21 protein-coding genes are annotated in these 26,215 nt (G+C 72.2%); 16 read left to right on the top strand and 5 right to left on the bottom strand.

All coding sequences use genetic code 11. The features are described 5' to 3' along the window. Positions 1-207 precede the first annotated feature (207 nt). Positions 208-1,062: a helix-turn-helix transcriptional regulator gene (locus OG871_RS01955; protein WP_371493788.1), complete on the top strand. Its 855-nt coding sequence runs from the start codon at positions 208-210 to the stop codon at positions 1,060-1,062. Positions 1,063-1,118: 56 nt separating this feature from the next. Here the strand turns inward: OG871_RS01955 and OG871_RS01950 are convergent, their stop codons facing one another. Together OG871_RS01950 and OG871_RS01945 are read right to left on the bottom strand one after the other, a co-directional pair. After that, on the bottom strand, positions 1,119-2,513 hold the full coding sequence (locus OG871_RS01950; protein WP_371493787.1) for an amidohydrolase family protein: 1,395 nt from the start codon (positions 2,511-2,513) through the stop codon (positions 1,119-1,121). Between the two features lie 484 nt (positions 2,514-2,997). After that, positions 2,998-5,385: a ricin-type beta-trefoil lectin domain protein gene (locus OG871_RS01945; RefSeq protein ID WP_371493786.1), complete on the bottom strand. Its 2,388-nt coding sequence runs from the start codon at positions 5,383-5,385 to the stop codon at positions 2,998-3,000. A 980-nt stretch (positions 5,386-6,365) separates the two neighbouring features. Between OG871_RS01945 and OG871_RS01940 the strand changes: the two genes are divergently transcribed. The 9 genes from OG871_RS01940 to OG871_RS01900 all read left to right on the top strand — a co-directional run bounded on the left by OG871_RS01940 (position 6,366) and on the right by OG871_RS01900 (position 15,670). Further along, positions 6,366-7,745: a sensor histidine kinase gene (locus OG871_RS01940; RefSeq protein ID WP_371493785.1), complete on the top strand. Its 1,380-nt coding sequence runs from the start codon at positions 6,366-6,368 to the stop codon at positions 7,743-7,745. After that, positions 7,742-8,179 (top strand): roadblock/LC7 domain-containing protein, encoded by a 438-nt coding sequence (locus tag OG871_RS01935; RefSeq protein WP_371493784.1) that lies wholly within the window; start codon positions 7,742-7,744, stop codon positions 8,177-8,179. Before OG871_RS01940 ends, OG871_RS01935 begins: the two co-directional genes overlap by 4 nt. Then, positions 8,176-8,559, top strand: coding sequence for a DUF742 domain-containing protein (locus tag OG871_RS01930; RefSeq protein WP_371493783.1), 384 nt, complete (start codon positions 8,176-8,178; stop codon positions 8,557-8,559). Before OG871_RS01935 ends, OG871_RS01930 begins: the two co-directional genes overlap by 4 nt. Before the next feature lie 10 nt (positions 8,560-8,569). Further along, positions 8,570-9,151: an ATP/GTP-binding protein gene (locus OG871_RS01925; protein WP_371493782.1), complete on the top strand. Its 582-nt coding sequence runs from the start codon at positions 8,570-8,572 to the stop codon at positions 9,149-9,151. Continuing rightward, complete coding sequence (locus OG871_RS01920) at positions 9,148-10,431, top strand: cytochrome P450 (RefSeq protein ID WP_371493781.1); 1,284 nt, start codon at positions 9,148-9,150, stop codon at positions 10,429-10,431. The genes OG871_RS01925 and OG871_RS01920 overlap by 4 nt, the downstream gene beginning before the upstream one ends. A 163-nt stretch (positions 10,432-10,594) precedes the next feature. Continuing rightward, positions 10,595-11,713 carry a polyprenyl synthetase family protein gene (locus tag OG871_RS01915; RefSeq protein ID WP_371493780.1) on the top strand — a complete coding sequence of 373 codons (1,119 nt, stop codon included), beginning with the start codon at positions 10,595-10,597 and terminating at the stop codon, positions 11,711-11,713. Then, a complete protein-coding gene (locus tag OG871_RS01910) occupies positions 11,710-13,350 on the top strand; it encodes a prenyltransferase/squalene oxidase repeat-containing protein (RefSeq protein ID WP_371493779.1) in 1,641 nt (546 codons plus the stop codon). The genes OG871_RS01915 and OG871_RS01910 overlap by 4 nt, the downstream gene beginning before the upstream one ends. Further along, on the top strand, positions 13,347-14,708 hold the full coding sequence (locus OG871_RS01905) for a cytochrome P450 (protein ID WP_371493777.1): 1,362 nt from the start codon (positions 13,347-13,349) through the stop codon (positions 14,706-14,708). The genes OG871_RS01910 and OG871_RS01905 overlap by 4 nt, the downstream gene beginning before the upstream one ends. After that, on the top strand, positions 14,705-15,670 hold the full coding sequence (locus OG871_RS01900) for a hypothetical protein (RefSeq protein ID WP_371493776.1): 966 nt from the start codon (positions 14,705-14,707) through the stop codon (positions 15,668-15,670). The genes OG871_RS01905 and OG871_RS01900 overlap by 4 nt, the downstream gene beginning before the upstream one ends. Positions 15,671-15,981: 311 nt before the next feature. Here the strand turns inward: OG871_RS01900 and OG871_RS01895 are convergent, their stop codons facing one another. Continuing rightward, positions 15,982-16,602 carry an L-threonylcarbamoyladenylate synthase gene (locus OG871_RS01895; RefSeq protein ID WP_371493775.1) on the bottom strand — a complete coding sequence of 207 codons (621 nt, stop codon included), beginning with the start codon at positions 16,600-16,602 and terminating at the stop codon, positions 15,982-15,984. Between the two features lie 435 nt (positions 16,603-17,037). Here OG871_RS01895 and OG871_RS01890 point away from each other — a divergent pair, with 435 nt between their 5' ends. Beyond that, entirely contained in the window at positions 17,038-17,907 is an 870-nt protein-coding gene (locus OG871_RS01890; protein WP_371493774.1) for a chitosanase, read from the top strand. A gap of 216 nt (positions 17,908-18,123) precedes the next feature. Here OG871_RS01890 and OG871_RS01885 read toward each other — a convergent pair whose 3' ends face one another. Further along, a complete protein-coding gene (locus OG871_RS01885; protein ID WP_371493773.1) occupies positions 18,124-18,846 on the bottom strand; it encodes a DUF6333 family protein in 723 nt (240 codons plus the stop codon). Between the two features lie 703 nt (positions 18,847-19,549). Here OG871_RS01885 and OG871_RS01880 point away from each other — a divergent pair. Then, positions 19,550-20,212, top strand: a complete 663-nt coding sequence (locus OG871_RS01880) for a hypothetical protein (protein WP_371493771.1) — start codon at positions 19,550-19,552, stop codon at positions 20,210-20,212. 296 nt (positions 20,213-20,508) lie between these two features. Here the strand turns inward: OG871_RS01880 and OG871_RS01875 are convergent, their stop codons facing one another. After that, complete coding sequence (locus OG871_RS01875; protein WP_371493770.1) at positions 20,509-23,379, bottom strand: BTAD domain-containing putative transcriptional regulator; 2,871 nt, start codon at positions 23,377-23,379, stop codon at positions 20,509-20,511. Between the two features lie 248 nt (positions 23,380-23,627). Here OG871_RS01875 and eccB point away from each other — a divergent pair, with 248 nt between their 5' ends. The 4 genes from eccB to OG871_RS01855 all read left to right on the top strand — a co-directional run bounded on the left by eccB (position 23,628) and on the right by OG871_RS01855 (position 26,205). Then, positions 23,628-25,082, top strand: a complete 1,455-nt coding sequence (gene eccB, locus OG871_RS01870; protein WP_371493769.1) for a type VII secretion protein EccB — start codon at positions 23,628-23,630, stop codon at positions 25,080-25,082. Between the two features lie 89 nt (positions 25,083-25,171). Then, a complete protein-coding gene (locus tag OG871_RS01865; protein ID WP_371493768.1) occupies positions 25,172-25,489 on the top strand; it encodes a hypothetical protein in 318 nt (105 codons plus the stop codon). Between the two features lie 37 nt (positions 25,490-25,526). Further along, positions 25,527-25,826 carry a WXG100 family type VII secretion target gene (locus tag OG871_RS01860; RefSeq protein WP_371493767.1) on the top strand — a complete coding sequence of 100 codons (300 nt, stop codon included), beginning with the start codon at positions 25,527-25,529 and terminating at the stop codon, positions 25,824-25,826. 19 nt (positions 25,827-25,845) lie between these two features. Continuing rightward, positions 25,846-26,205: a hypothetical protein gene (locus tag OG871_RS01855; RefSeq protein WP_371493766.1), complete on the top strand. Its 360-nt coding sequence runs from the start codon at positions 25,846-25,848 to the stop codon at positions 26,203-26,205. The last annotated feature ends 10 nt before the right edge of the window (positions 26,206-26,215 follow it).

Here is a 26,215-nt window from a genome sequence, read left to right as displayed (position 1 = left end):
ATCCTCCCGGGGTGTCAGGCCTGGCATTGCCGCTCGCGCGATGTTCCCACTCGTTCGTACGGCACCCGGAGCCGACCGGTTGACCGGGTCCTCGCGTTCAGGTGGCTGCGGCAAGCCCGGCGAACGGCGGGGGGGACAGCCAGGACGGGCTCTGCCTGGGTGCGGCGCACCCAGGCACGCGCGTGAGGCGCGGCTTAGCCTGAAGGGGTGACCAGCAACGATCTCGGAGACTTCCTGCGTGCTCGCCGCGCCCGCCTGGGACCCGACGATGTCGGGCTCGTCTCCTACGGCGCCCGCCGGGTGGCGGGGCTGCGGCGGGAGGAGGTCGCCGTCCTGGCAGGCATGAACAGCGACTACTACGCCCGCCTCGAACAGGGCCGCGAACGCAGCCCTTCCCCGCAGATCCTCGAGGCCATCGGCAGCGCCCTGTCGCTGGGTGACGAAGCGCGGGAGCACATGTTCCGGCTGGCAGGCACCGCGCCGGAGGGTGCGCGGCCGCAGCCGAGGGAAACGGTCGGCCCTGAGCTGCGGCGACTGCTGGACGGATACCCGAACGCCGCGGCGTTCGTCCTGAACCCGGCCACCGACTTCCTGGCCTCGAACGCGCTGGCCGACTCGCTGTTCTCACCGTTCGAGAGCGTGGACAACCTGGCCCGCATGATCTTCCTCGACCCGGCCGCCCGGAGCTTCTTCATCCAGTGGGGGCGGGCAGCCGAGGCAGTCGTTGCCGGACTGCGCCACGCCACGGGCCTCGACCCGCACTATCGGCGCCTGCACGACCTCGTCGGCTCCCTGGCCGAAGCGAGCGAGGAGTTCGCCGCCCTGTGGTCCTCGCACGCCGTCCACGGGAAGACCCGTGACGGCAAGGAGCTTCTCCACCCCGACGTCGGGCCTCTCGCCCTCACCTTCCAGACCTTCGACGTCCGCGGGGCATCCGGCCAGCAGCTGGTGATCTACCACGCAGAACCCGGAAGCCCGAGCGCCCAGACACTCGCCCTGCTCGGCAGCCTCCACGCCACACACCGCCGGGAGTGCGCCACGGAGCAGTACACCCCGTCATAGTCCACCGTGGTGCGATGGGCTCACGTGCGCAGAGGTGCGGTAGCTCGGGGCGGGGGTCAGACGCGGGGAGTGTGCAGCACGTACTCGCGGGAAGCGTGGACCTCGTCGCGGAGGGCGGGCAGATCGACGTCGAGGACCTGGCCGTTCCACTTGCGGGGCTCGCCGTTGATGAGGACAGCGCTGATGTTGCGGGCGTCCGAGCCCAGCACGACGGTGCCGATCGGGTCGTTGAGCGGCATGTTGTTGAGGTCCTCGGCCTGGATGACCAGCAGGTCGGCCTTCTTGCCCGGGGTGAGCGAGCCGGTGACGCCTGCCAGGCCGTTGGTGCGGGCGCCCTGGAGGGTGGCGAAGTCCAGGACGTCGTGGGTGGTGATGCGGGCCGGCCGCTGGTCGGTGCCGTAGGCGGCGTTGACCGCGCGCATCCGCTGGATGGCGTGCAGGGCCCGCATCTGCGTGAACATGTCGCTGGCCAGCGCCACCTCGACGTCGATGCTCAGACCGGGCCGGACGCCGACCGCCAGGGCCTCGTCGATCGCGGGGACCGCGGTCTCCAGCCCGATCTGGGCGTCCGAGGTCGGGGCCAGGGCGATGCTCGTGCCGCTCGCCCCGATCGCCTTCCACGCCGCCGGGGTCAGGCCGGTGGCGTGGATGAGGGTGAGGTCCGCGCCGAGGAGGCCGTCCTTGTCCCACCCCAGAATGGACTGGGAGGAGGAGGTGCCGAAGACGGCGTCGACACTCACACCGATCCCCAGATCCTTGGCCGTTCGGGCGAGTTCGGTGCCGTAGGCGAGGGCGGGCCCGGCGATCTCGTCGGTGGCCAGGGCGGCCAGGCGCAGGGTCAGCAGTTGGTCGTCGCCGGCGAAGTACTTCGCCTTGAGGCGGGCCAGGTCGCGGGGCCACTGCTTGTCCCAGTCACCGAAGTGCGGGCCCATGGAGGCGTGCACGCCGCGGATGCCGGTGTCGACGAGGCCCTGCACGGCGGCGTCGGAGTGCTCGGGGGTACGGGAGTTGTGGGAGAAGTCGAGCATGCACGTGATGCCGCTGTCGATCGCCGTCAGGGCGGCCAGCTTGGTGCCGACGTACATGTCCTCGGGTCGGTAGACGGTGGCGTAGCCGGCGAGGGTGGACATCACGTAGGCGCCGAGGTCGTCGACGTCCGGCATGATCCGGCGCAGCTGGGTCTCCCAGGCGTGCCGGTGGGTGTCGACGAAGCCCGGCGTGAGGATGGTGCCGGTGGCGTCGACGACCACCGCGCCGTCCCGGTTCAGGTCGGAACCGATCGCGGTGATGGTCTCGCCCTCGACCAGCAGGTCGGCGTCGTGCAGAACACCGAGGGCAGGGTCCATGGTGACGATGGTCGCGCCGGTGAACAGGATGCGTCGCTCGGGGTCCGCGGACTGGCGCTGCAGCTGTTCGAGTACGGCAGGGCTGGTGGTGTCGGAGGCGGTCAACGGGAGGTCCTGTTCGTCATGCCAGGGCGGTGGGCCTGTACGGGGTGGGTGATGACCCCAGCTTCGGCCCGTCCGACAGCGGCTACCAGGCCGCGGTCTGCCCGGGTACAGCCCACCCAGGCTCACCGCTCGATTCGTGGCCCGCGGAAGACACGGGAACGGTGTTGCTCCTGCGGTGAGGTTGAGTGCCAGGACCACGTCGGTGCCTGGTGGGTCGTCGCGGCGCACGATGCTGTAGCCGTCGGCCCGCGCCCTGCCTCCAGGGCGTCGGGCGGCGGGCTCGGGCCGGAGCTCCGGGCGGCAGGGGCCGCCGGTGTCGGAGAGATGGTCTGGGTCCGGAACGACGATGATCAGCCCGATGCCCTGCTGCGCCGCGGCGAGGGACGTCGGGTGGGTGGGCAAGAGGGGGGATCCTGTCGGACGGCTCGGGTGTGCGTGGCGGCCCCCCTGGGGGAGGCCGCCACGGGTGTGAGGCCGGGCCGGGCTACGGCAGGGTCCACCGCTGGTTGGTGCCGGCGTGGCAGTCCCAGATCACCAGCTGGGTGCCGTTGGCGGTGGCGGAGGCGGGGTCGTCGAGGCAGCGGTCGGACTGGACGCCCTTGAGGGTGCCGTCCGGCTGGGGCGTCCACCGCTGGTTGGCACCGCCGTTGCAGTCCCACACCTCGACCAGGGTGCCGTTGGCGGTGGCCTGGCCGGTGACGTCGAGGCACTTGCCGCGGCGGGTGAGGGTGCCGTCGGCCCAGGTCCACACCTGGGCGCTCCCGCCGTTGCAGTCCCACAGCTGGGCCTTGGCGCCGTTGGCGGTGGCGTCGGCGTCGTCGACGCACTTGCCGGGCAGGGCGGAGGTGATCGGACCGGTGCGGGGGGAGGTCGAGCCCGGGGTGAGGGTGAAGTTGTCGAACTGGTCGGTCTGGTAACCGGTCACTCCGAGACCGGCCTGGCCGACGGGGTAGGCGGTGTCGGCGGCGCTGCCCAGGGTGGCGCCGTCGACCGTGGCGGTGAGGGTCGAGCCCTGCAGGGTGAAGGCGACGGTGTGCCACCGGCCGGTACCGAGCGGGGTGGTGGTGCCGCTGGCCAGGGTGGTGTACGTCCAGGTGGTGTCGCTCTTGTCGATTGACCAGGCCCCGGAGGCGCTGACGCGCAGGTGGTAGGCGTTGAGACCGTTGTTGTTGCGTCCCTGCTGGTTGACGCGGCCGAGGAGCTCGATGGTGCTGCTCTGCTCGAACAGGGTGTCCGCGGTGACGGTGTAGTTGCTCCAGCTGCCGTCGCCGATGATGCTGTAGGGGGCGTTGTACGGCTCGTCGGTCCAGCGGATGGGCGTGGTGGGGGCCATCTGGCGCAGGCAGGTGCCGGACCGCCCGCCGCCGCAGGGGACGGTCTGGAAGGCGCCGTTCATGTCGGTGAAGTACCTGGGTGAGGTGGTCGTGGCGGGCGTGTCGAAGGTGTCGCCGTAGGGCAGCGGGAGCGTGGCGGGGGCCGGCGGGGTCGCGGTGCCCTTGCCCTGGCCGGTGGTGGTCGTCACGGTGTAGAGGTGGCCGGGCTGGAGGGTGAGGGAGTACTTGCCGTTCGACGGTGTCACGTCCGGCTGGCGGACGAACCAGTCTGCGGAGTTGGCCGACCTGAGGTCGGTGGCCCACAGGTGGACCTGTCCGGTGGGCAGGCCGCCGGTGACGGTGAAGGCGGCGTTCTGGGCGGCGGTGGCGTCCAGTGTCTCGATGACCGTGCTGTAGCCGGAGTTGTCGGGGGACCTCAGGGTGACGTAGCTGCCGCTCGTCCGCTTGCCGGTGAGGTAGCCGCTCGCGGCGTCGATGTAGCGCCAGCCGGGCTGGGTGAACTGTGTGGTGTGCGCGGTGACCCAGGTCGTCGTGCCGATGGCGTAGTGGCCGGACCACGGCTGGTTGGCCACGGACATGCCGTCGGTGGAGAAGTACAGGTTGGGGTAGAGCGCGGCGATGACCGGCCAGTTGAAGAACGCGGTCATCTTCCCGTCGAGGTAGTCGCGGTTGATGGCGCGGGCCACCGCGGGTGCCCCGGTGTCGGCATCCTGGGAACCGTTCTCGCTGGCCCACAGCGGTTTGCCCAGTTCCTGGGCGCGGGCGGTGCTGGGGCAGGTGGTGTAGCTGCCGAGGTACCCGCACGGGTAGTGGGTGCCGACGACGTCGACCGCGTTCTTGAACGCCGGGTCGGTGGCCATGGCGTCGGCCACCGTCCAGTCGCTGTCCGCCGCCACGACCTTGGTGGCGTAGCCGCGAGCGGTGAGCGTGCTCTTGAGGTTCTCGTACCAGGCCTTGTCGTAGCCCCGCTCGTTCCAGCCGCCGAGGTAGTCGACGGTGAGGTGGTGCTGGGTGGCGCAGCCGAGCCAGGACATCAGGTAGTCGATGGTGTCCTGGGACCAGAAGGTGCCGTTGCCGATCCATCCGGGCGCGCCCCAGGACAGGGCGGCGATCCTGATGCCGGGGTTGCGTGCCTTGGCCTGCTCGGCGAGCCACCACTCGTAGCCTTGATCGCAGTCGACGGTGCCGGCGGTGTGCATGTGGCTGGGTTCGGCGCCGTCGGTGGAGTTGGTGTCGCCGCCGATCTCCAGCTTGAGCAGCTGCAGCGAGGCGCCGTAGCCGGGCTTGAAGAGGTAGTCGAGGAGTTGGCTGCGCTGCGGTTCGGGGTAGTCCGCGAGGAGTCGCGAGTTGCCGCCGCCGCCGGAGATGGCGCCGACGCCGTCGAAGGTCAGGCCCGGCTTGGTGCCATCGACCGCGATCGCCGTCGTGGGGGTGGGTGCGGCCCCGGCGGGGGGTGCCGTTGCCAGGCCGGCGAGCGTACCCAGCAGAAGGCTCAGGACTGCGGCGAGCACGGGGCGGCGCGCTGGTGCCCGGGACATGCTGGCTCCTTGGGGGTTTCGGGGTGCTGGCGGTCCGTCGGTGCGGCCGCCGCGGGACGGGGCCGGGCCGTCGCCGACGTCATCGCGCGGGACGTGTCCGGGGATCGGGGGCGCCGGCAGCCGAGGGCCGCCGCCTCCAGGCAGAGGGGCGGGGAAGGCCTTGCTCGAACATGGCCAATATGGAACGGAAGTGAGCACTAGTCAACACATGCGCACAGAATCGCACGTCCGATCGCGGGCGATGAGGCTGGGCGGCCGGTGACGAACGCGGAGCGGTAGGCCGGGCGTTCCTCTGCGGTGCGCGGCGGTGCGTCCGAAGTGGAGTTCCTCGGACGGGACGAGGAACGCCTCGAGCTCCAGGCGTTCGAGCACCGGGACCGCCCTGTTCTGGATTCGGACGTTGAGCCCGGCTGAACGTGGGTGCCACGCCGGTGCACGGCACCGGGCCGCGACTGCGGCCCGAGCCGTACGTCGCAGCCCCCGCACCTCCGCCCTCCGGCGTGCCCGGTGCCCTCGGGCACCAGCCCGGGCCAGGGCGCCCGGCCGCCCAAAGTGTGGTTCAGGCACGGGTACTTAACACATGATGTGATCTAATGATCTCTCAGAAGCGGAGCGCTCGGATCTAGTTGCCGCTCCGTAACCCCAGCTGAAGACCGCGGAGTTCAGGATGATGCTCACGACTGCAAGGCCGCCGCATGCGGGGGCGTCGGACGTCCCGCGCGGAGCGCCGTCGCGTTGTGGAGCGGGAGCTCGGTGGTGAGCTGAGCGGCGCGGTGCACGTCCGACGGTCCGTGCGGTCTACTATGTCGTGGACATGGCACGTCGCTGCGCTGCCGCGGCTGCGCCCAGTGCTGCTCGTTCGATCAGTTTTCCGTCCGTAATCTGCCGGTACTCCGAAGGCTGGGCGCTCGTTCGCCGCGCGAACGAGTGGCTCCTCAACGTCTGGCCCCGGAGCCGGCTCGAGCCCGAGGACCCGACCGTTGACCTCGATTCCCGAGACCGCCGCAGTGGTGCTCGGCGCCACGACCGCTGCCGGCGCCGTAGCCACGGCGCTGCTGGCGCGTTCGCGTCGCGCCCTGCTCGCGCAAAGAGCTGTGCAGTCCGAGGCGCTGAGTGTGGCCGATACGCGCGGGCAGGAGCTCCGTGGCGAACTCCAGCAGCTCCGCGAACACCTCCAGCAGCTCGGCGACGAGCTCCAGCATCTCGTCGCCGACCGTCTCCCCGGCCTGGCGCTGAACCTGGTCAGCTCGCATCACCCGGTTCCCGGCCTGAAGCACGAGGCCCTCGCCGGGACCGGGTTCGCCGCTCTGAACGAAGCCGTTCTCGGCCACTACTCGGACACCGTGGCCAAGGAGCGCCGGCGGATCGACGCCTCCGCCCGCGCAGCGCTCCGTGGTGCCTGCCAGGACATTCAGGCTCTGTCGTACCGGCTGCAGACCCAGGTCGAGAGCCTGCAGAGCGACTTCGACGACCCGCGTCTGCTGGACAGCCTGTTCAAGGTCGACCACCTCAACGAGCAGGCCATCCGTCTGGTCCAGAAGGCCGCGATCGTCTGCGGAGCCTGGCCCGGGCACGTGCGTCCGGACACCTACGTGGTCGAGATCGTCAGCGGGGCGTCGTCCCGGCTCCACGGCTACGAACGCATCAAGATCAGTTCCCGGCTGCTCGACGCGAACCTCGCGGTCGTCGGTCGCGCCGCGGAGCCCATCGCCGTCGCCCTCACCGAGCTCATGGCCAACGCTCTGGAGCACTCCCGCGACGACCTCGCGGTGGAGGCCAGCGTGATCCAGACCGGCAGCGGCAGCGTCTGCGTCACCATCGACGACGCGGGCACGGGCATGAGTGCGGAGGCCGCCGGCCGCGGCGTCCGCCTGGTATCGGGTGAGGACCAGCAGCACATGCCCCTCACCGAGCTCGGCGATCCGCCGGCTCTCGGTTTCGCGGCCATCGGCCGACTCGTCGCCGACCACGGCTTCCAGGTCTCGATCGACCAGGTCTCCCCGTACAACGGGGTCCGTGCGGTCCTCACCATCCCTGCGCACCTGTTGACCACGATCGACGAGAGGCACGAACCGATCTCGGCGATGGCTCCGCTGCCCGCCGCACCCCCCGCGGCCCCCCAGTGGCCGACGCCGGCCGCCCCGGACGAGGCGCCGGACGCGGCGCCGGACGAGGCACCGGGCGACGGCAGCGCCCTGCCCCAGCGCCGTCGCCGCGCTCGCACGGAGCCCGCCCGCAGTGATGCGCCCGTCATCGAGTCCCGGGAGTTGAACCCAGAGAAGGCTCGTGACACCTGGAGCCAGTTCCAGGAGGGAATCGCCGCTGGTCTCGCCCCCACCGACTCGAAGGAAGCACAGTGACCCTCTCCACCTCGCGCCCTGTGATCGAGGACCCGTCGTGGGTCCTGAATCCCATCACCGAAGTCAGCAAAGAGGTCAAGCACGCCCTGATCCTGTCGAGCGACGGCATGGTCATCGGCGCAACGGAAGGGCTCCTTCGCGAGACCGCGGAAGGCATCTCCGCCATGACGGCCGCCCTTCACGGCGCGGCCCGCGCCGCGGCCAACGCGGCGTTGGAAGCCGCGGACGGGACCCCCGTCACGACCATCACCGTGCAGAACACCCACGGCACGTACATGATCATGCCGGCCGGTGCCCGCACCAACACCTTCATCGCCGTGGCAGGCGGCCTCGACATGCCCATGGGTACGGTCGCGCACATCATGGCCCGCCAGGCGAAGAAGCTCGGCGAACAACTCATGTTCGTCCCGGCCCGCACACAGGGGGCGTCATGAGCCGCGCCCCGCAACGGCGGCGGATGATCCCCAGCTACCTGGCGACCCGAGGCGTCGGCACCCCGACCCGCAACACCCTCCAGTCGCTCATGGCTGTGGTCGCCACGGGTCTTCCGCCCGCCCCGCACCACACGCCCGTGCAACAGCGGATCATCTCGCTGCTCACGGGCGGCGCCCTGACCGTCAGTGAGACGGCTGCCTACCTCCGTCTGCAGACCGGTGTGTGCAAGGTCCTGGTCTCCCAACTCCTCGACGGCGGCCACCTGCAGGTCCGCGTGCCGGCCCCGGACGCCCTGCTCCCCGACGCGCATGCCGACCGTCCGTCCAAAGAACTCCTGGAAGAGGTGCTGAGTGGACTCCGCGCGCTCAGGCAGCACTAGCCCGAAACCTGTGTATCTGCCCGAGGACGACCACCAGCGGCTGAAGATCCTGGTGGCAGGCCCCCTCGGTATCGGGAAGACCACCGCGATCAGGACGCTGTCCGAGATCCCGACGCTGCACACCGACGAGGTGATGACCGACGCCGCCGCATCGGCGGACGACCTCACCCTCGACGGCCTGCGCGGCAAGACGACCACCACGGTCGCCATCGACTTCGGCCGCCTGACCGTGCCGCAGGCCAAGGTGGTGCTGTACCTGTACGGCACCCCCGGGCAGCGCCGCTTCCTGCCTCTGTGGGAGGACATCGCCGACGGCGCCATCGGCGCCCTCGTCCTGGCCGACACCCGCCGTCTGGACCAGTCGTTCGAGGTCATGGACCTCATCGAGGAACGCGGCCTGGACTACGCGGTCGCCGTGAACACATTCCCGACGTCGCCCGAGTACGACATCGAGACCCTGCGCTCCAAGCTCGACCTGGACGCGCGGACCCCGCTGGTGACCTGCGACACCCGGGAGAAGAACTCCACCCTGGACGCGCTCATCGCCCTGACCGCCCACCTGATAGCCCGAGCCGGAGACGAATCCTCGTGACCGCCACTCCTCCCGCAGCCCCGGTGCGCATCCACGGGCCAGAGCACGACGCGGACCCCCGGCGCAGCTACGAACTGCTGCGCCTGCAGGGGCCGGTCGGCCTTGCGGAGATCTCGCCCGGTGTCGTCGTCCACCTGGTCACCGACTACCGGGCCGCACTCGACCTCCTCCACGACACGGACACCTGGTCCAAGGACACCCGCCCGTGGATGGACCAGGTCCCGCCGGACAGCCCCCTCATGCCGCACGTGCAGTGGCGGCCCAGCCTGTTCTTCGCCGACGGCGCCCAGCACGCCCACCTGCGCAGCGTCATCACGGACAGCTTCAGCCTTCTGGACCCGCACGACGTCCGCGACCTGACCTTCCGTTACGCCGACACGCTCCTCCAGCGGTTCGCGGAGGACGGCGAGGTCGACCTGGTCGCCCAGTACGCGCAGCAGATACCCCTGATGGTCTTCAACGCGCTGTTCGGCATGCCCGACGAGTACGCCTCCCGGCTCCTGGAGGCCCTCACCGGCATGGTGAGCTCCGATCCCGAGCAGATGGCCCGGGGTGCGCAGTCGCTGAACGAGTACCTCACCACCCTGTACGCCGCCAAGGCCCAGAAGCGCGGACACGACCTGACCTCGTGGTTCATCGACCACCCGAACGGGCTGAGCCCGGAGGACGTCCTCCAGCAGGTCATCATCGTTCTCGGCGCGGGCAACGAACCGCTGACCAACCTCATCGCCAGCACGCTCGCCCGCATGCTCTCGGACGACCGCTACTTCGGCAACCTCACCACCGGGAGCCTGCCGATCCAGCACGCGATCGACGAGGCACTGTGGAACGACTCCCCGCTGGCGAACTACAGCCTTCACTTCCCCCGGCAGGAGGTCGACTTCTACGGCACGGTCATCCCGGTCGGTTCGCCCGTGATGGTCTCCTACGCGGCCGCCAACTCCTGCCCGCACGCCAACCCGCCGAAGGAGGGCCACCGCTCCGGCAGCAAGGCCCACCTCGCGTTCGCCGCAGGCCCTCACGCCTGCCCGGCCCGCTCCACCGCGGTCCTCGTCGCCACCGCGGCGATCGAACGGCTCACCTCCTACCTGCCCGACATCAAGCTCGCCGTACCCGCGGAGGAGCTGACCTACCACGGCGGCCCGATCTACCGGAGCCTGACGGCACTGCCGGCCCGCTTCATCCCGCTCACCCGTGACGCCAAGGGAGCCACCCCCTGGCACCGGCCCTCCGGATCGTCCGGGCCGGCCGGACCCGCCAGGGACCTCGCGTCGGCGTAGCGGCGACGACAGCACGTACGCGCACCACCCGGTCACGGCATCGTCCTCACCGTTCGAAGCATGGTGACGAGGTGTTTTCTGCCACACCGGCACCAGGGCGTGACAGTTGAAACACTTGGGGATGTGTGTCGATGACCACATCTGCTCGCCAAAGGAACATGTCGTGACCGTTCTTGACCACAAGAGGCTCGGACCGCCTGCGCTCGACGTCATACCCCATCCCGCCGCACTGGACCTCTCGGCCGTGCGGCGGGATGTCGACGCAGCGCTGGCCACGTTCCTGGAAGCCAAGGAACAGTCCGCGCCCGGGCCGGAACTGCCACCCCTCATAGCCCAGCTCCGCACCTTCCTGACGGGGGGAAAGCGCCTTCGCCCCCTGCTGTGCGTGTGCGGCTGGTACGCCGGAGGCGGGGAGGGCGACCCCTCCCCGGCGATCCGCGCGGCGGCCGGCCTCGAACTCTTCCAGGCGTTCGCCCTCATCCACGACGACGTGATGGACGCCAGCGACGCCCGTCGAGGCCGGCCCTCCGCCCACCGCGCGCTGGCCTCCGCCTACACCGCCAACGGCGGCCCGGCCGACCGGGCCGAGGAACACGGTCTGGGCGCCGCCGTGCTCCTCGGGGACCTGGCGCTGATCTGGTCCGACGAACTCCTGCACGGAGCGAGCCTGACGGTCCGCAGCCCCGAGCAGGTCCTGCCGCTCCTGGACGAGATGCGCGGCGAGGTGCTCTACGGCCAGTACCTGGACCTGCAGACCACCGGCCGGCTGTCCGACGACGTCGACACCGCGGCTCGGGTCATCCGGTACAAGACGGCGAAGTACACCGTCGAGCGGCCCCTGCACATCGGCGCAGCACTGGCCGGCGCCACCCCGGGGGTCCGTCCGGTCCTGAGCGCGTTCGCGCTGCCGCTCGGCGAGGCCTTCCAACTCCGCGACGACCTGCTCGGAGTCTTCGGCGATCCCCGGGAAACGGGAAAGTCGGTGCTGGACGACCTACGCGCGGGCAAGGCCACGGTCCTCATGGCCCTCGCGGTCCAGCGGGCCTCACGCCGCGAGATGCGGTCGCTGCGCGCACGGTTCGGCAGACGCAACCTCAACGAGCGGGACGCCGACGTGGTCCGGGCCATCCTCGAGAGCACCGGAGCCCGGCAGACCGTCGAAGACATGATCCGGACCCGGCGGGACGAAGCCCTGACGGCCCTCGACCACACCCCCTTCCCGGCCGCCGCCGTCGCGGCGCTGCGGGACATCGCCGGATCCGCAACCGCGAGGCACGCATGAACGACCACCAGTACGGCGAGGCCGGCACATCCCTGGCGACGGCCCTCGTCGAGCACCCGCCGGTGGACGACACCCACATCGGCGCAGCGACGAGGCTGATCAGCGCGGTCGACGCCGACCCCTGGGGCAGCGTCCGCCCGTCCCTGTACGAAACGGCCCGCGTGCTGTCCACGGCGCCGTGGCTGCCCGGCGGACAGACCCGGGTCGACCACCTGCTGCGCGAGCAGGCCGGCGACGGCAGTTGGGGCGAGGGGCCCGCGCCCTACCGTCTCCTGCCGACGCTGAGCGCCGTCGAGGCCGTACTCGTGGTACTGGAGCGAGGACCCGTGGCCGGCGATGCGGCGGACCGTCTCGCCGCGGCGGCGGCCGGCGGGCTCGCCGCGCTCGGCGCCCTGCCGCAGGCCGGGCCGTGGCCGGACACCGCGGCCGCCGAAATCCTCGTCCCGAGCCTGGTCGCCGCCGTCAACGGGCGACTTGACCAGCCCCGGATCGCCGACCTTCCGCACCTCGGGCCCTGGCACCGCGGCTCACGTCCCGTCGTCCCGGGCGGCTACCACGCTGCGGCACCCGAAGCGGTCGCACGCAAGTGCCGAGCCGCCGGGGGAGTCCCGCTCAAGCTCCACCACACCTTCGAAGGCGTCGCCGGACACCTCCCGAACACCCTGCTGCCCGAAGCGGACGGGCTGCTCGGCAGCTCCCCGGCCGCCACCGCGGCCTGGCTCGCCTCCGCACGCCACTCCCCGCAGCAGCAGCGTGCGGCCGACGAGCTCGCCGCTGTGGCACACCGCTACGGCGGCCTCTTCCCGGAAGCGGCACCGATCACGGTCTTCGAGCGGCTCTGGGTCGCCGCCGCGCTGGCCCGTGCCGGCCTGGCGTCCTCCGGCATGCCCACCCTGCGGAAGTGGGCCGACCGCCTCTACGACCCCGAGGGCGTCCGAGGCACACCCGGACTGATGGTGGACGCCGACGACACCGCCATGGCCGTACTCGTCGCGGCCCTCGTCGACCGGCCCCGCGACCCCGCTCCGCTCGCCATCTTCGACAACGGCCACCACTACGACTGCTACATCGGCGAGGACACCGGATCCCTCAGTGCCAACGCGCACGCCCTCCAGGCCCTCCACGCCTACCTCCGCCACCGCCCCGAAGCCGCGGAGACGCACCGACCCGTCATACGCCGGGTAGCCGACTGGCTCATCGAGCACCAACAGCCGCAGGGCCACTGGACCGACAAGTGGCACGCCTCCCCCTACTACGCCACCGAGCGGTGCGTCACCGCGCTGGCCTCCCTTCCCGGCCCCCGAGGGCGCCGGGCGCTCCAGGCAGCCACCGCATGGGTGCTGACCACCCAACACGGGGACGGGTCGTGGGGCGTCTGGGGCGGCACCGCCGAGGAGACCGCCTACGCCGTGAAGATCCTGCTCAGCGCGTCCGAGACGGCGCGGCAGCCGCAGCACACCCGCGCCCTGGACCGCGCCGAGACCTTCCTGCACGAGGCAGCCCACACGCCCGGCCACCGGCACCCCGCCCTCTGGCACGACAAGACCCTGTACGCACCGGAAGCAATGATCCAGGCCGAGGTCACCGCCGCCCGCCACCTGCTGCGGACCCGCCACGAAACGGAGTACCTCCCGTGACCGCCGACGCAACGACCCCACCGCACGCACCAGGGCGCCTGCCCGTCGTCGGACACGTGATGCCGCTGCTCCGGGACCGGCTGGCGTTCATGCAACAGCTGCGCGGCCACGGCGACGTGGTGCAGATCAGGGTCGGCCCGCGGCCGGTGTTCGTCGTCAACTCGCCCGAGCTCATCTGGGAGATGCTCACCGCCCAGGCCGCGAACTTCAGCAAGGGCCGGCTCTTCGACAAGCTCCGGCTGTTCGGCGGATCACCGCTGCCGATCGCCGAAGGACAGCAGCACCTGCAACGCCGCCGCCTGATGCAGCCGGCCTTCCACCGCGAGCGCATCAACTCCTACATCGACACGATGAGCACCACCGCGGAGGCCGCACTCCAAACCTGGGGTCACGGGGCACAACTCGACGTGCTGAACGAGATGCAGCTCATGACCCAGGGCGTCGTCATGTCGGTGCTGTTCTCCTCCAACCCCGACCGCGACCCGGCGCAAGCCATCATGAACAGCGTCGACACCGTCTTCCAGGCCGCCATCCGGCGCGCCGTCTCGCCCGTCTCCGCCTGGGAGAGGATGCCCCTCCCGGGCAACCACAAGCTCCGGGCCGCGAACACGCTGCTGCGCCGGACGGTCAGCGACATCGTCACCGCCCGCCGCACGGCCCCCGAAGCCCACGACGACATCGTCTCCCTGCTCCTCGAAGCCCGCGACGAGGACGGCCGGCCCCTGGACGACGACGAGATCCTGTCCGAAATCACCGCCCTGCTGGCGGCCGGCTCCGAAACCACCGCGGTCACCATGGCGTGGCTCTTCCACGAACTGGGCCGTAACCCCGACATCGAGGAACGGCTGCACCAGGAGGTCGACACCGTCCTGGCCGGCGACCGGCCCACCGCCGACCACCTTCCCCGGCTCGGTTACACACGCAGACTCGTCACCGAGACACTGCGCCTGCACAACCCGGGCTGGATCGTGACCCGCCAGGCCACCGTCCCGGTGCGGCTCGGCACGGCACTCGTGCCCGCCGGGGCCGACCTGGTGTGGAGCCCGTACGCACTGCACCGAGACCCGGAGCTGTACCGCGACCCACTGCGGTTCGACCCGGACCGCTGGCTTCCCGAGCGACCTCAGCCTCCCCGGGGTGCGTACATCCCCTTCGGCGCCGGAAAGCGCATGTGCATCGGCGACGGCTTCACCTGGGCCGAGGCAACGGTCCTGGCCGCCCTCGTCGCCTCCCGCTGGACACTGCGGCCCGCACCCGGCACCACCGTCCGGCCCGTACCCGCGATCACCGTCCACCCCTCGGGCCTCCACATGATCGTCGAGGCCAGAGGGCATGCAGCGGCACGGGAGGCAGCGTGACCACCACCGAACGGACGGGCATCGCCTCCCTGCCCATGCCCGACCTCTCCAGCACCTTCCCCGGCCCCTTCCCGACCAGCCCGCACGCGGACCACATCGGGAAGCACCTGGTGCAGTGGCTCCTCCGGTTCCCGCTCCTCGGCCCGCCCGACGCGCTGCGCACCCTCTGCGACATCGTGGCGCACGGGGTGGCCCGGACCTTTCCTGCCGCCGAACCGGACGGTCTCCTCCTCTGCGCGGACCTCTTCCTGTGGCTCACCGCGTTCGACGACACCCACGGCGAGGCGGCGGCGGCAGGCAGCCCGGCCCGACTGGTGCGCCGGATCCGGGGCTGCGTCCACCTCCTGGCCGACGGCGAGCCGCCCGGCGACGCCGACCCCTTCGACGGAGCACTCCACGACCTCCTCGTGAGGCTGCGGGCCCGGGCCACGGCCGCCCAGTACCTGCGGGTCACCGGGTGCCTCAGAGACATCCTCTTCGGGATCCTCTGGGAGGCGCACCACCTGGCCGAACCCGAGCACGTGACGTTGCGCGACTACCGCGCGATACGCCCCCATACCGTGTTCGCGCGGACCCTCATGGCCGTTGCCGAAGTCGTCCTGCGATACGAGCTGCCGGAGGAGGCGCGAAACTCCGAGGCAGTGCGGCAACCGGAGTCGGCCGTCGCCGACCTCGCCGGCGTGCTGAACGACCTCGGCTCCTACACGAGGGAAGCCGCCAGAGGCGTCCCGAACTCGCTGAACCTCATCTCGTTGATCACGAGAGAGCAGAACTGCGATGTTCCCACCGCATACGAGGCGGCTTCCCGCCTGGGGGAGGAGCACGCCGCGACCGCCCGGCACTGGATCGGCGAACTCGTGACCAGCGACTCGGCTCCGCTCGCGCTGCATGGCGGAGCCTTGGAATCGATCGCCTGCTCCTACGTCTGGCACATCGACCACGCCCGCTACAAGAAGGCCTGAGCACGCCACGGGCCCGCCGACCGGAACTGCCGGGCACGCCGGAAAGGGACTGCCCGGCGTCCGGTCCGGCCCGGCGGCCCGGTGCCCGTTGCTGCCGCGTGGCGCCCGTCGGTGAGCGTCGCTCCGAAGCGGTGAGCCCACCGCTTCGGAGCGGGCAGGGGCGATGGCCGGTGGGTCCGCCCCCGACCTCCTGCCATGACTTCACCCGGGAACCATGGTGCGGATTTCGAACGACACCACCGTCGCGACCTGATCCGCGCCCCGGCGGGCCCTGGCCCTGACAGCCTGTCAGCCGGACCGCGTTCGCGCCGTCACTCGAAGGGCGTGGGGTCGCCGGCCCCGCGCCGGACGATCTCCGGCCCGTCGCCGGAGAAGTCGACGACCGTCGTCGGGTCCGTGCCGCAGTCGCCGGAATCCACCACGGCGTCCAGCACGTGGTCGAGTCGCTCCTTGATCTCCCACCCCTGGGTCATCGGCTCGTCCTCACCGGGGAGGAGCAGGGTGCTGGAGACCAGGGGCTCGCCGAGCTCGGCGAGCAGGGCCCGGGTGACGACGTGGGCGGGGATCCTGACTCCCACCGTCTTCTTCTTCGGGTGCAGCAGACGGCGCGGGACCTCCTTGGTGGCGGGGAGGATGAAGGTGTAGCTGCCCGGTGTCGCCGCCTTGACGGCGCGGAAGACGTCGTTGTCGATGTGGACGAACTGCCCCAGCTGGGCGAAGTTCTCGCACATCAGGGTGAAGTGGTGGCGGTCGTCGAGACGCCGGATCGACCGGATCCGTTCGAGGCCCTCGAGGTTGCCCAGGCGGCAGCCCAGGGCGAAACAGGAGTCGGTCGGGTACGCGATGAGGGCCCCGGAGCGGAGGCTGTCGGCCACCGTGCTGATGGTGCGGGCCTGGGGGGTCTGCGGGTGCACGTCGAAGTACTTCGCCATTGGCCGACCCTACGGGATCCCACCCGGCCGGCGGTACCGACTGGCTCAACGAACGCAAGCACCGCATCGAGGACGCCGTCCGCAACGCGAAGGCCGCCGGCGAGGAGGGCATCGTCGCCGGTGGTGGTGTCGCGCCGCTGCAGGCCGGGCCGGTGCCGCGTTCGACAGGCTGGAGCTCGGAGGAACCGTTGCGGGCCGACCGGCCGAACGGCATCAGTAGACTGCTCGCCGGTTGTCGACATCCACGATCGGAGAGCATGCGCCATGGGTCACAGGCGTGCCGTGAGGGGGACACGGGGGACGAGGAGAACCCGGAGACCCCGGAGAACCCGGCGGCTCGCGGTGGCCCTGCTGGTCGCCGTGGGTGTGGCTGCGGTGACGGGGGTCGCGCTCGGCGGCGGTTCCCGGTCCCATGACGCAGCCACGGCACGGCCCGTGCCGGCCCCCGCCACCGACCCCGGTGGGCCCGTGGACCAGGGCGAGATCTCCGCCCTGGCGGGCCCGAGCGCCGCCGCCCCGCCGTCGCCGAGCCCGTCCGCCTCGGGCAGCGGCACCGCCGACCCCTCGGCCGCAGCCGCCGCGGCCGCGCTGAGCGCGAGCCCGGCCCTGGACAGCCCGCGGATGAAGGAGATCGCACAGCAGCTGGTCTCCAGCGCGGAGAACTCCTCGCTCGACTGGCAGGCCCAGTACAAGTACATCGAGGACATCCAGGACGGCCGCGGCTACACCGGCGGCATCATCGGCTTCACCTCGGCCACCAACGACATGCTCCAGCTGGTCAGGCACTACCAGACGCTCAACCCCGGCAACCGCCTGGTCCGCTACCTGCCCGCGCTGCAGCAGGTGGACGGCACCGACTCGCACGAGGGACTCGACCCGACGTTCACCGAGGACTGGCGGGCCGCCGCCCAGGACCCCGCCTTCCAGCGGGCCCAGGACGAGGAACGCGACCGCGTCTACTTCACCCCGGCGGTCCGCCAGGCCAAGGCGGACGGTCTGCACGCGCTCGGCCAGTTCGCCTACTACGACGCGCTGGTGATGCACGGCCCCGGCACCGGACCGCGGAGCTTCGGCGGGATCCGCGCGGCTGCTCTGGCCAAGGCCCTGCCACCGTCCCAGGGCGGCGACGAGACCGCCTACCTGACCGCCTTCCTGAACGCCCGCCGGTCGGTCATGGCCGCCGCGCAGCACGACACCGACCGGGTGGACTCCGTCCAGGCGGCCTTCCTGCGGGCCGGCAACCTCACCCTGGCCACCCCGCTGCGCTGGACCATCCACGGCGACTCGTACACCATCGCGCGCTGACGGGCGGCGGGAGCCGATGCCCGAGCACGAGACCGGTGGTGGCGCAGCACATCGGAGGGTGGAACGACCCGGCGCCGGCTGGACGGAGCAGGCCGCGGCGAGGCGGTCCCACGCACGGCCGCTCGCCTCCGCCGGCGAGTTGAGCTGTGTCCCCGGGCGACATCGACATCGCGTGCTCGGCCCGGTCCGCCCCGGGTTGGGCCGCCTTGCGTTCGGCTAGAAGTCGAACAGCCACTTCTCCTCCATCAGGGCCGTGGCGCTCTCGGTGTGCCGGACCCGGAAGGCGGACATCTCGAGGTCGGAGCGGCCCCATGGGTCGCTCCGGCCGAGGGCGAGGCGGCCCAGGGCCGACCAGTTCGAGCTGCGGGGGTCCTGGGCCAGGTGAATGTCCTCGTCGGGGAGGATCGCCGGGTCGATGTCGAGGGCGCGCAGCACTGCGGGGAGGTCGCCGGAGAGGTGGTAGGGGCTGTCCTCGGTGGGCCAGCCTTCGGTGTGCAGCGTAAGCCCGCCGGGCAGGTGGATGACGTCCTCGGCGTGGCTCGATCCGCAGTCGGCCCAGGCCGATCCGACGATCAGGGCGTCGGGGTACCGGAGTTGGAGGGTGTTGGTCTGCTCCAGCACCGGGCACATCACGCCGTTGTCGGCCAGCGCCGGGTCGGCTATCGCGATGACGTTGCCCCAGCAGCCGACCCTGATCAGGTCCAGATCGGCCCGGGTCACCACGGAGTCGTAGTCCGCTGCCGTGGTGGACTCCAGCTCCTCGAGGACCTTGTCCACGGTGCCGAACGCCTCCGCGAACTGCCGGGCTCGGCCCGGGTCGTGAGGCCCAAAGCCCGCCTCGCCGGTGGCGAACGGCGGCAGCACGACCGTGATGGTGAACTCGCCGTGTCCCTTGACCCGCTGGTCGGCCGGGTAGTCCCAGAAATCGCTGTCCGTCATGGCGGCCACCGTACCGACGGGAACCGACAGTTGCGATCGCACTGGCTGCCAGGCCACGCTGCGGGCTTACCCCGCAAGCAGTTGAGGACCCGCGGCACGCCGACACCGTGACCGACGGGCCCGCCGATCGGCAGTCGGCGGGTCGTCACACCTACCGCGAGGCCGCATTCGGTAGTGGGGCTGGGAGCGGCAGCCTGTGTGAAGGGCGTGGTCGACCCGGCCGTCGCAGCTGCGACACGGACCACAACGGGCCGGACGATCGGAATGCGGTGGTGGTCGTGGCGCGACCCTTGGGGCCGGGAATGTGTCATGGCCCTCGCCGATGCTTCGCCGACGGCCTGCTTCGCGGTTCGCAGCCGACTACGATGCGTGGCATCGGCATAGCGGGACAGTGGGGGTGCGTGGCGTGAGCGGTTACGGCGGGGGCGGGTACGGGGATCCGGTGGGCGGCGGGGGCAGTCAGCCACCCGCGGGGTGGCCGGGCCAGGGCTCCCCGGTCCCGCCGCCGGGAGCCCCGTACGCTCCGCCGGCGGGGTATCCGTTCGCGCAACCGATCCCTCCGCAGGGGCACCCGTACGCGCCGCCCTATCCGCCGGTTCCGCCACCACCTGTCGAGCCGTCGCGGGGACGGAAGATCCTGCGCGGCCTCCGCAATCCGTTCTACGCCGCCCAGCGGACCTTCCGTCCTTCGCGTCCCGGCATCGTGGACGATCCGGCGGTCCGCACACTCCAACTGTGGCGGACCGCGCTGGGGCTCGTCGCCTGGGTGGGCCTGATGGTCACCTACAACGCCGTCGTCAGCGCCGACGACGTCAAGGCGGTGGCGGACGAACGCCTCAACCAGAGCTGGGCCAGCGTCCTGGTGCTGGTCTGCACCTTCCCCGTGGTGGTCGGCGCCTTCATGGCGGCCGCACGGGGCGGGTTGCGGCGTGTCTACCTGCGACGGGCCCTGCGCTCACTCGGTGCGGTGGTGGCCATCATGGCGTCCATGGGCACCTCGGCGCTCGCGATGGCGCCGGAGTTGGCGGGGCTCCGGGACGCCGTCGGGCTGCCGGGAAAGATCGCCATCGGGGTGCTGTGCCTGTGGTCGATCGGGTTCGCCCTCTACGGCATCGGTCTGTCGCTCGTGCACGTTTTCCGTACCGCCGACATCCATGAGGTGATGCCGCCGATCCTTGCCGGCGTCCTGGTGTGGGAGATGGCGCTCCTGGACGTGATCACGGGCGCCTACCCCCAGGTCCCGGCGGGCGCCCGGGCGGTCTTCATCCTCGGCGCCCCCGTCACCGTCACGGCCCTGTCCTGGTGGGAGATGCGCCGACTGCGCCGCCATCACGGACTGACGGTCCGTGCCGCGCTGGGGCGCTGACGGCCCGACCGGCCCCCGATCGCTTTCCCCCGGCCGTCCTCATCCCGTGGCGCTCGGCCCGGACACCCAGGGCGCCCGAGACCTCGCCAGGGCACTGACCAGCCGGACGGGCGAGCGTGCTCCGGCCTCGACCGCAGCCTGGAAACCGAGGCCAGGCGTCGCGTCGGCCGGCTCGCGGATGGGTCTCCGCGCAGGCCGACCCCTCCGGCAGCACAGCGGCGAGTTGGCCGCAGAGCGGTTCAGCCTGCCAAGACGGCAGTCCAGGCACAGGTCTTGGTGATCACGCGGCGTACGCGCTACGCGATCCGCATGGTGCCACGGGACCGGGAGCCGTTCGCGGACGTGACGGGCGGCAGTGCCTGGTGCTCGCGCGGCCCGGCCAGCTTCCGGTCCAGGCCTTCGGCCAACCGCACGTCCCCGTGCGCGGTGTACAGCTCGCCCGCCGCCCGCAGGTGGTCGCGGGCCTCGTCGGCCCGGCCCGTGCCGGCCAGGAAGTCGGCGAAGTGACGCCGAGCCAGGGCGTGGAGCCGCACGTTCCCGCTCGAGCGGCACCGGTGCAGCGCGTCCCGCCAGACGTGCTCGGCCGCTTCCCGTTCGCCCAGCGCCTGGCGGGCGAGGGCCTCGCTGACCATCGCCCACACGTGGGCGTTGGCCGTCGGGTTCCCGGCCAGCAGGGCGCGCGTCTCCCGGGCGTGGTCCAGTGCGGCGACCGGGTCGCCCAGGACGACCTTGATGGCCGCCGCGTTGCTGAGCACGGTGGCGGCGTGCTCGCGCAGCCCGCTGCTCCGGATCAGGGCGAGGGCAGCCTGCGAGAGCCGGTCGGCCCCGGCCGGATCCCCGGCCAGGGCGGCCATCGAGGCGCGCACGGAGAGGGCGTGGATGTGCAGCTCGCCGTCGTCCGGCGTGGTCCGGTCGGCGGCCCGCCCGGCGAGCGGCAGCGCCTCCGCGACGCGCCCACTCGACCCGAGCGCGCAGGCCGTCGTCGTCTCCATGGCGGCGAGCCCCTCCCGGCCGCCGTCCAGCTGGGCGGCCCGCAGCCCGATCCGCAGGCAGTCGAGCCGGTCCGAGAAGCGCCCGGCGCCGTAGTACAGGGTCGCGGTCGTCCGGGCCAGGCGCCAGGCGCGCTCGTACTCGGCGAGGTCGGTCGCGGCTGTCACCAGTGCGCGGAGCACCGGCTCCTCCGCCTGGCACCAGGCGAGCGTGGCCGGGACGTCGGCGAGCCGGGGAAGCGCCCGCGGCCCGGGCCCCGGCGGCCGGAACGGCTCGTGGTACGGGTTCAGCCGCTGCACGGCCATCCCGGCGGCGGTCAGCTCGTAGTCGACCAGGCGCCGGAACGCCTGCCGCTGCCGCTCCGGGGAGAACCGGTCGAACTGCTCCGCGCCGTAGAGCCGGACGAGGTCGTGCCGGCCGAAGCGGCCGGGCGTGGGCTCCGTCAGCAGGTGGTAGGCCGCGAGCGAGCCGAGCGCGTGCCGGGCCCCGTCGGCGTCCGTGTCGAGCAGGACGGCGGCCCCGTACTGATCGACCTCGGCTCCCGGGTGCACGGTCAGCAGCGCGAGCAGCTGCCGTGCGACGTCCGGGAGATGATGGTGTGTCACGGAGAGCGCGGTCCGGACGCTGGCGACCCCGCCCGGGGTGCCGAGGGCGGCCAGCCGGGTGCGTTCGTCGGTCAGCTCGTCCACCAGATCGGCGACCCGCCAGCCCGGGCGGGCGGCGAGGCGGCCCGCGACGATCCGCAGGGCCAGCGGGAGCCGGTCGCACAGCTCGATCAGCCGCCCGGCCGACTCCGGCTCGGCCGCCACGCGCTCGGCGGTCAGCTGGCGTTCCAGCAGGTGGTACGCGTCGGCGGCGGGCAGCGCGGCGAGCTGGAGCAGGGCGGCGCCGTCGGTGACCACCAGGTCCTCCAGACTGTTCCGGCTGGTGACCACCGTGGCGCAGCCGGGCCCCGACGGCAGCAGGTCGGCGACGTCGGCGACGGACCGGGCGTTGTCCAGCACGACGAGTAGCCGGCGCTGCCGGGTGTGCTCCCGGAAGAGCGCCGCGCGCGCGGCCCGGTCCTCGGGGATCGCCTGCTCGGGCAGGCCCAGCTCCCGGAGGAAGCGCGTCAGGACCTGCGCGGGGTCGCCCGGGCCGGCCGGGTCGAAGCCGCGCAGGTCCGCGAAGAGCCGGCCGTCCGGGAAGCCCGCCGTGGCACGGTGCGCCCACCGGATCACCAGGGCGGTCTTGCCGACGCCTGCGGGGCCGGCGACCACGGCCAGGCCGTCCCCGGTCCGGCTCTGCCCGCACTGCCGGTCGAGCCAGCGGTCCTCCGCGTCGCGTCCGACAAAGCGCCTGGGCGGCCCCGGAAGGTGACTCATCGCCGGCGAGGCGTGGGGCGTGCCGGGTGCGGCCGCGGCGCTACCGGGCGCGCTGCCGCCGGTGCCGGGTGCGTCCTCGATGGCCCGGCCGGCCGCCAGCACCTCGGCCAGGGCCTGCTGCAGCGGGGGCCCCGGCGGAACGCCGAGCTCCTCGTCCAGCCGCGCGCGGGCCCGGTGGTAGGCGCGGAGCGCGTCCGGGCCGCGGCCGCTCTGGTGCAGACAGCGCATCAGCAAGGCGATCGTGGGCTCGCGCAGCCCGTCCGCGCGGACGCTCTGCTCCAGCGCGGGGACGGCCGTGTGACCGTGTCCGAGTCGCAGCTGCCGCTGCGCCCACGCGGTGAGGGCCTCGGTCCGGTCCTCGTCGAGCCGGCGGGCCAGGGCGGCGCAGAGCGGTGTGGGCGGCAGGTCGGCGAGGGCCGCGCCGCGCCACAGCGGGAGCGCCTGCTGGAGCAGTGCCGCGGCGGTGGCGTCGTCCGCGGTCCCGGCGGCGCGTGCGGCCAGCGCCCGGGCGGAGAGCGCATCGACCGCGTCGGGGTCTCCGTCGAGCCGGTAGCCGGGCGCGCGGGTGGCGAGCGTGAACCCCGAGCCGGTCAGGACCTTGCGCAGCGCCGCGACGTGCCCCTGGAGGGCGGCCTTCGCGTGCGTCGGCGGTGCGTCGGCCCAGAGCAGCTCGAGGAATCGCTCCACGGGCACGGCCCGGCCCAGCTCCATCGCGAGCAGGGCGAGCACCGCCCGCCGCTGCGCGCCGCCCAGCCCGGCGGCGTTGCCGTCGGCGAGCCGCAGCTCGACCGGGCCGAGCAGCCGTATCTCCATCGTCCCGTTTCCCCTGCCGTGCCTGTGCCGCCTGTGCCGCCCGTATCGCCATCGCCCCGAACGGCGGGGGAGAAAGCCTACCGGCGAGTAGGGTGCCGCCGGCACCCGCCGTCCGCCGGGGGTCGGCCACCCGGTCGGCGGGGGTCGGCCGAAGATCCGCCCGGCCCGGGTGAACTCCGCGGCCCGCCGGGGCCGTACAGCGGGGTGGGGGCGCGGTCCGACGTCCCGGAAGCCCAGGGAGGAACCGGATGCAGTCCCGACGCGACCAGGTGCAGGCCCACCTGTTCGTGATGAGCAGGCTCGCCTCCGGCATGCTGCGGGCCGAGCCCGACGTGCCCGACACCCCCACCGGCCGCACCACCAGAGGCACCCTCAACGGGCTGGCCCTGGCGGTGCTGGTCGGCCTCGGCGTCGCCGTGTACGGGCTGGTCAAGCCCGGCGGCGACGCCGAATGGGCCAAACCCGGCACCCTCGTGACGGTCAAGGAGAACGGCGCCCGGTACCTCTACCTCGGCGGGCAACTGCACCCGGTGCTCAACGACACCAGCGCCAAGCTGGTGGCGGGCGACCAGATGGTTGTCCGCCAGGTCGGCCGGGACTCCCTGGAGGGCGCGCCGCGCGGCGGGCCGGTCGGCATCGTCGGCGCGCCGGACGGGCTGCCGTCGGCCGCCGAACTGGCCGGTACCTCCTGGCTCGTCTGCGGCACCACCCAGCCCGGCCCGAACGGCCCGAGCAGTCCCGTCGTCCCGAAGCTCGCGCTGCTGGTGGACCCGGCGACGGAGGGCAACGCACCGGCCCCGGCACAGGCCGTCCTGGTCGGCACGCCCGACGGCGCGGTCCACCTGCTCTGGCAGGGCCGGCGGCTGCGCGTCGACACCGCCAACTGGGCACTGCAGGCACTCGGTTACGGCGACGTCGTGCCGTTCCCGGTGCCGGCCGGCCTGGTGAACGCGCTGCCCGCCGGCCCGGACCTGGCGGCCCCGGCCGTCCCCGGGCGCGGAACGCCCGGGCCGGTGCTCGCCGGCCGCCCCACCCGGATCGGCCAGCTCTTCGAGGCACCCGGCGGCGCGCATTACGTCCTCCTGCCGGAGGGCCTGGCCCCGCTCACCAGAACCCAGTTCGACCTGCTGCGCGGCGATCCGCGCACCCAGAGCGCCTACGGCGACGCCGCCCCGACGGTCGCGGAGATCTTCCCCGCCGACCTCGCCGCCCACAAGGCGCCCGGCGTGCCCGCCCCGGCCTTGCTGCCCGACGCGCCGCCCGCCCTGGTCGTGCCCGGGCGCGGCGAGGGCGTCTGCGCCGACCTGCACACGGGGGCCGGTGCGCCCACCAGCACGGTCACGGTGCTGGCCGGCGCCGACGCGGCCGCGGGCCGCCCCCCGGTCGTCCAGCCGGGGGTGGTGGCCGGCTGCCCCGCCGCCGACCGGATCGCCGTCCGGCCCGGCCGCGGAGCCCTGGTCCGGGCCCTGTCCGGCGGGGGCGCCGGCACCACCGCCTACCTGGTCACCGAGGGCGGCGTGAAGTACCCGCTGCCGTCCGCCGCCGTGGTCAAGCAGCTCGGCTACGCGAACGCCACCCCGGTGGCCGTCCCGGCCACGGTCCTCGACCTGCTGCCCGTCGGGCCGGCCCTCGACCCCGCCGCCATGGCCGACGGTGTGGTGGCGGCCCCGACGACCGCACCGAGTCCGCCGCCATGTGGCTGAACCGTCCCGCACGGCACGCCCGTTGACCCTGATGACGCGTGTGCGGCGCCGCACCCGTGGCCCCGCGAGCAGAGGAAGGAGCACCAGCGATGTCCATGTTGGTCAAGGAGGACGAGGCGATCCGCCAGGTTCTCGCGAGCCTGGAGACGCAGATCGAGAACATGGTGACCGCCGGCCGGACGGTCGAGCGGATCAAGGAGGAGGTCGCCGCCGGCTACATCTCCGGGGCGAGCAGCACCTTCCAGGCGAAGATCGAGGACTGGATGCAGCGGTACAACCAGGTCATCCAGGCCTTCGAGCACTTCGTCCAGAGCACCCAGGACGCGAGCCAGATCCTCACCCAGGCCGAGGACGACGCCCGGACGCACGCCGCCGACGGCATCTACGACGGGCTGCAGGGCGCCTGACGGCCCGGCGGCAGAAAACACCGAGAGGAGTACACCGATGGAGTTCGGAAACATCCACCTTCACCACGAGACGGTGGCACAGGCGGTCCAGGAGCTCCAGAAGGCCGGGTCCCTGATGACCGGCAACCTGGACACCCTGGTCAAGCAGCTGAGCACCGTGATCGACGGCGGTCACTTCCAGGGCACCGCGGCCACCGCGTTCGAGGAGTTCGCCCGGGTGGTGTCCAACAACGAGCGCCAGATGGACGAGGACATCGCCGCCGCGGCCAGGACGCTCAACACCATGCACGAGATCATGCAGCAGTCGGACTTGGACGCCTCCAAGGGGTTCCACTAGCAGCGAGGGGTGACCGCGCATGGGTGGCGAAACCATCAAGGTCTCGCTGGAGGGCCTGAACACGTTCGCGGACCAACTGGTGACCTTCGAGGGGGAGGTGGGCAGCAGGAAGGCGGAACTGGCCAACTGGCCGCCCTTGCTGCCGGGCAATGACGTGTACGCCCCGGCCAAGTACCTGCGGTCGCAGTTCGACGCGTACCGCACGAGCCTGGACTCCGCCCTGGTGACCATTCACGACGACATCGACAAGATCGTGGTGGGCCTCCAGCAGGCGGTGACGAAGCTCGGCGAGGGGGAGCACGAGTCCCTGACCGCGGCTCAGATGATGGAGATCCTCGACGGTCTGCCATGGGGTTCGGCCCCGCCCAAGATCGGCTGATCGCCGTCGG

This window comes from Kitasatospora sp. NBC_00374, assembly GCF_041434935.1.
Classification (GTDB): Bacteria; Actinomycetota; Actinomycetes; order Streptomycetales; family Streptomycetaceae; genus Kitasatospora.
Note: the sequence above shows the minus strand (reverse complement) of the source record. Positions and strands in the feature narration are given on the sequence as shown.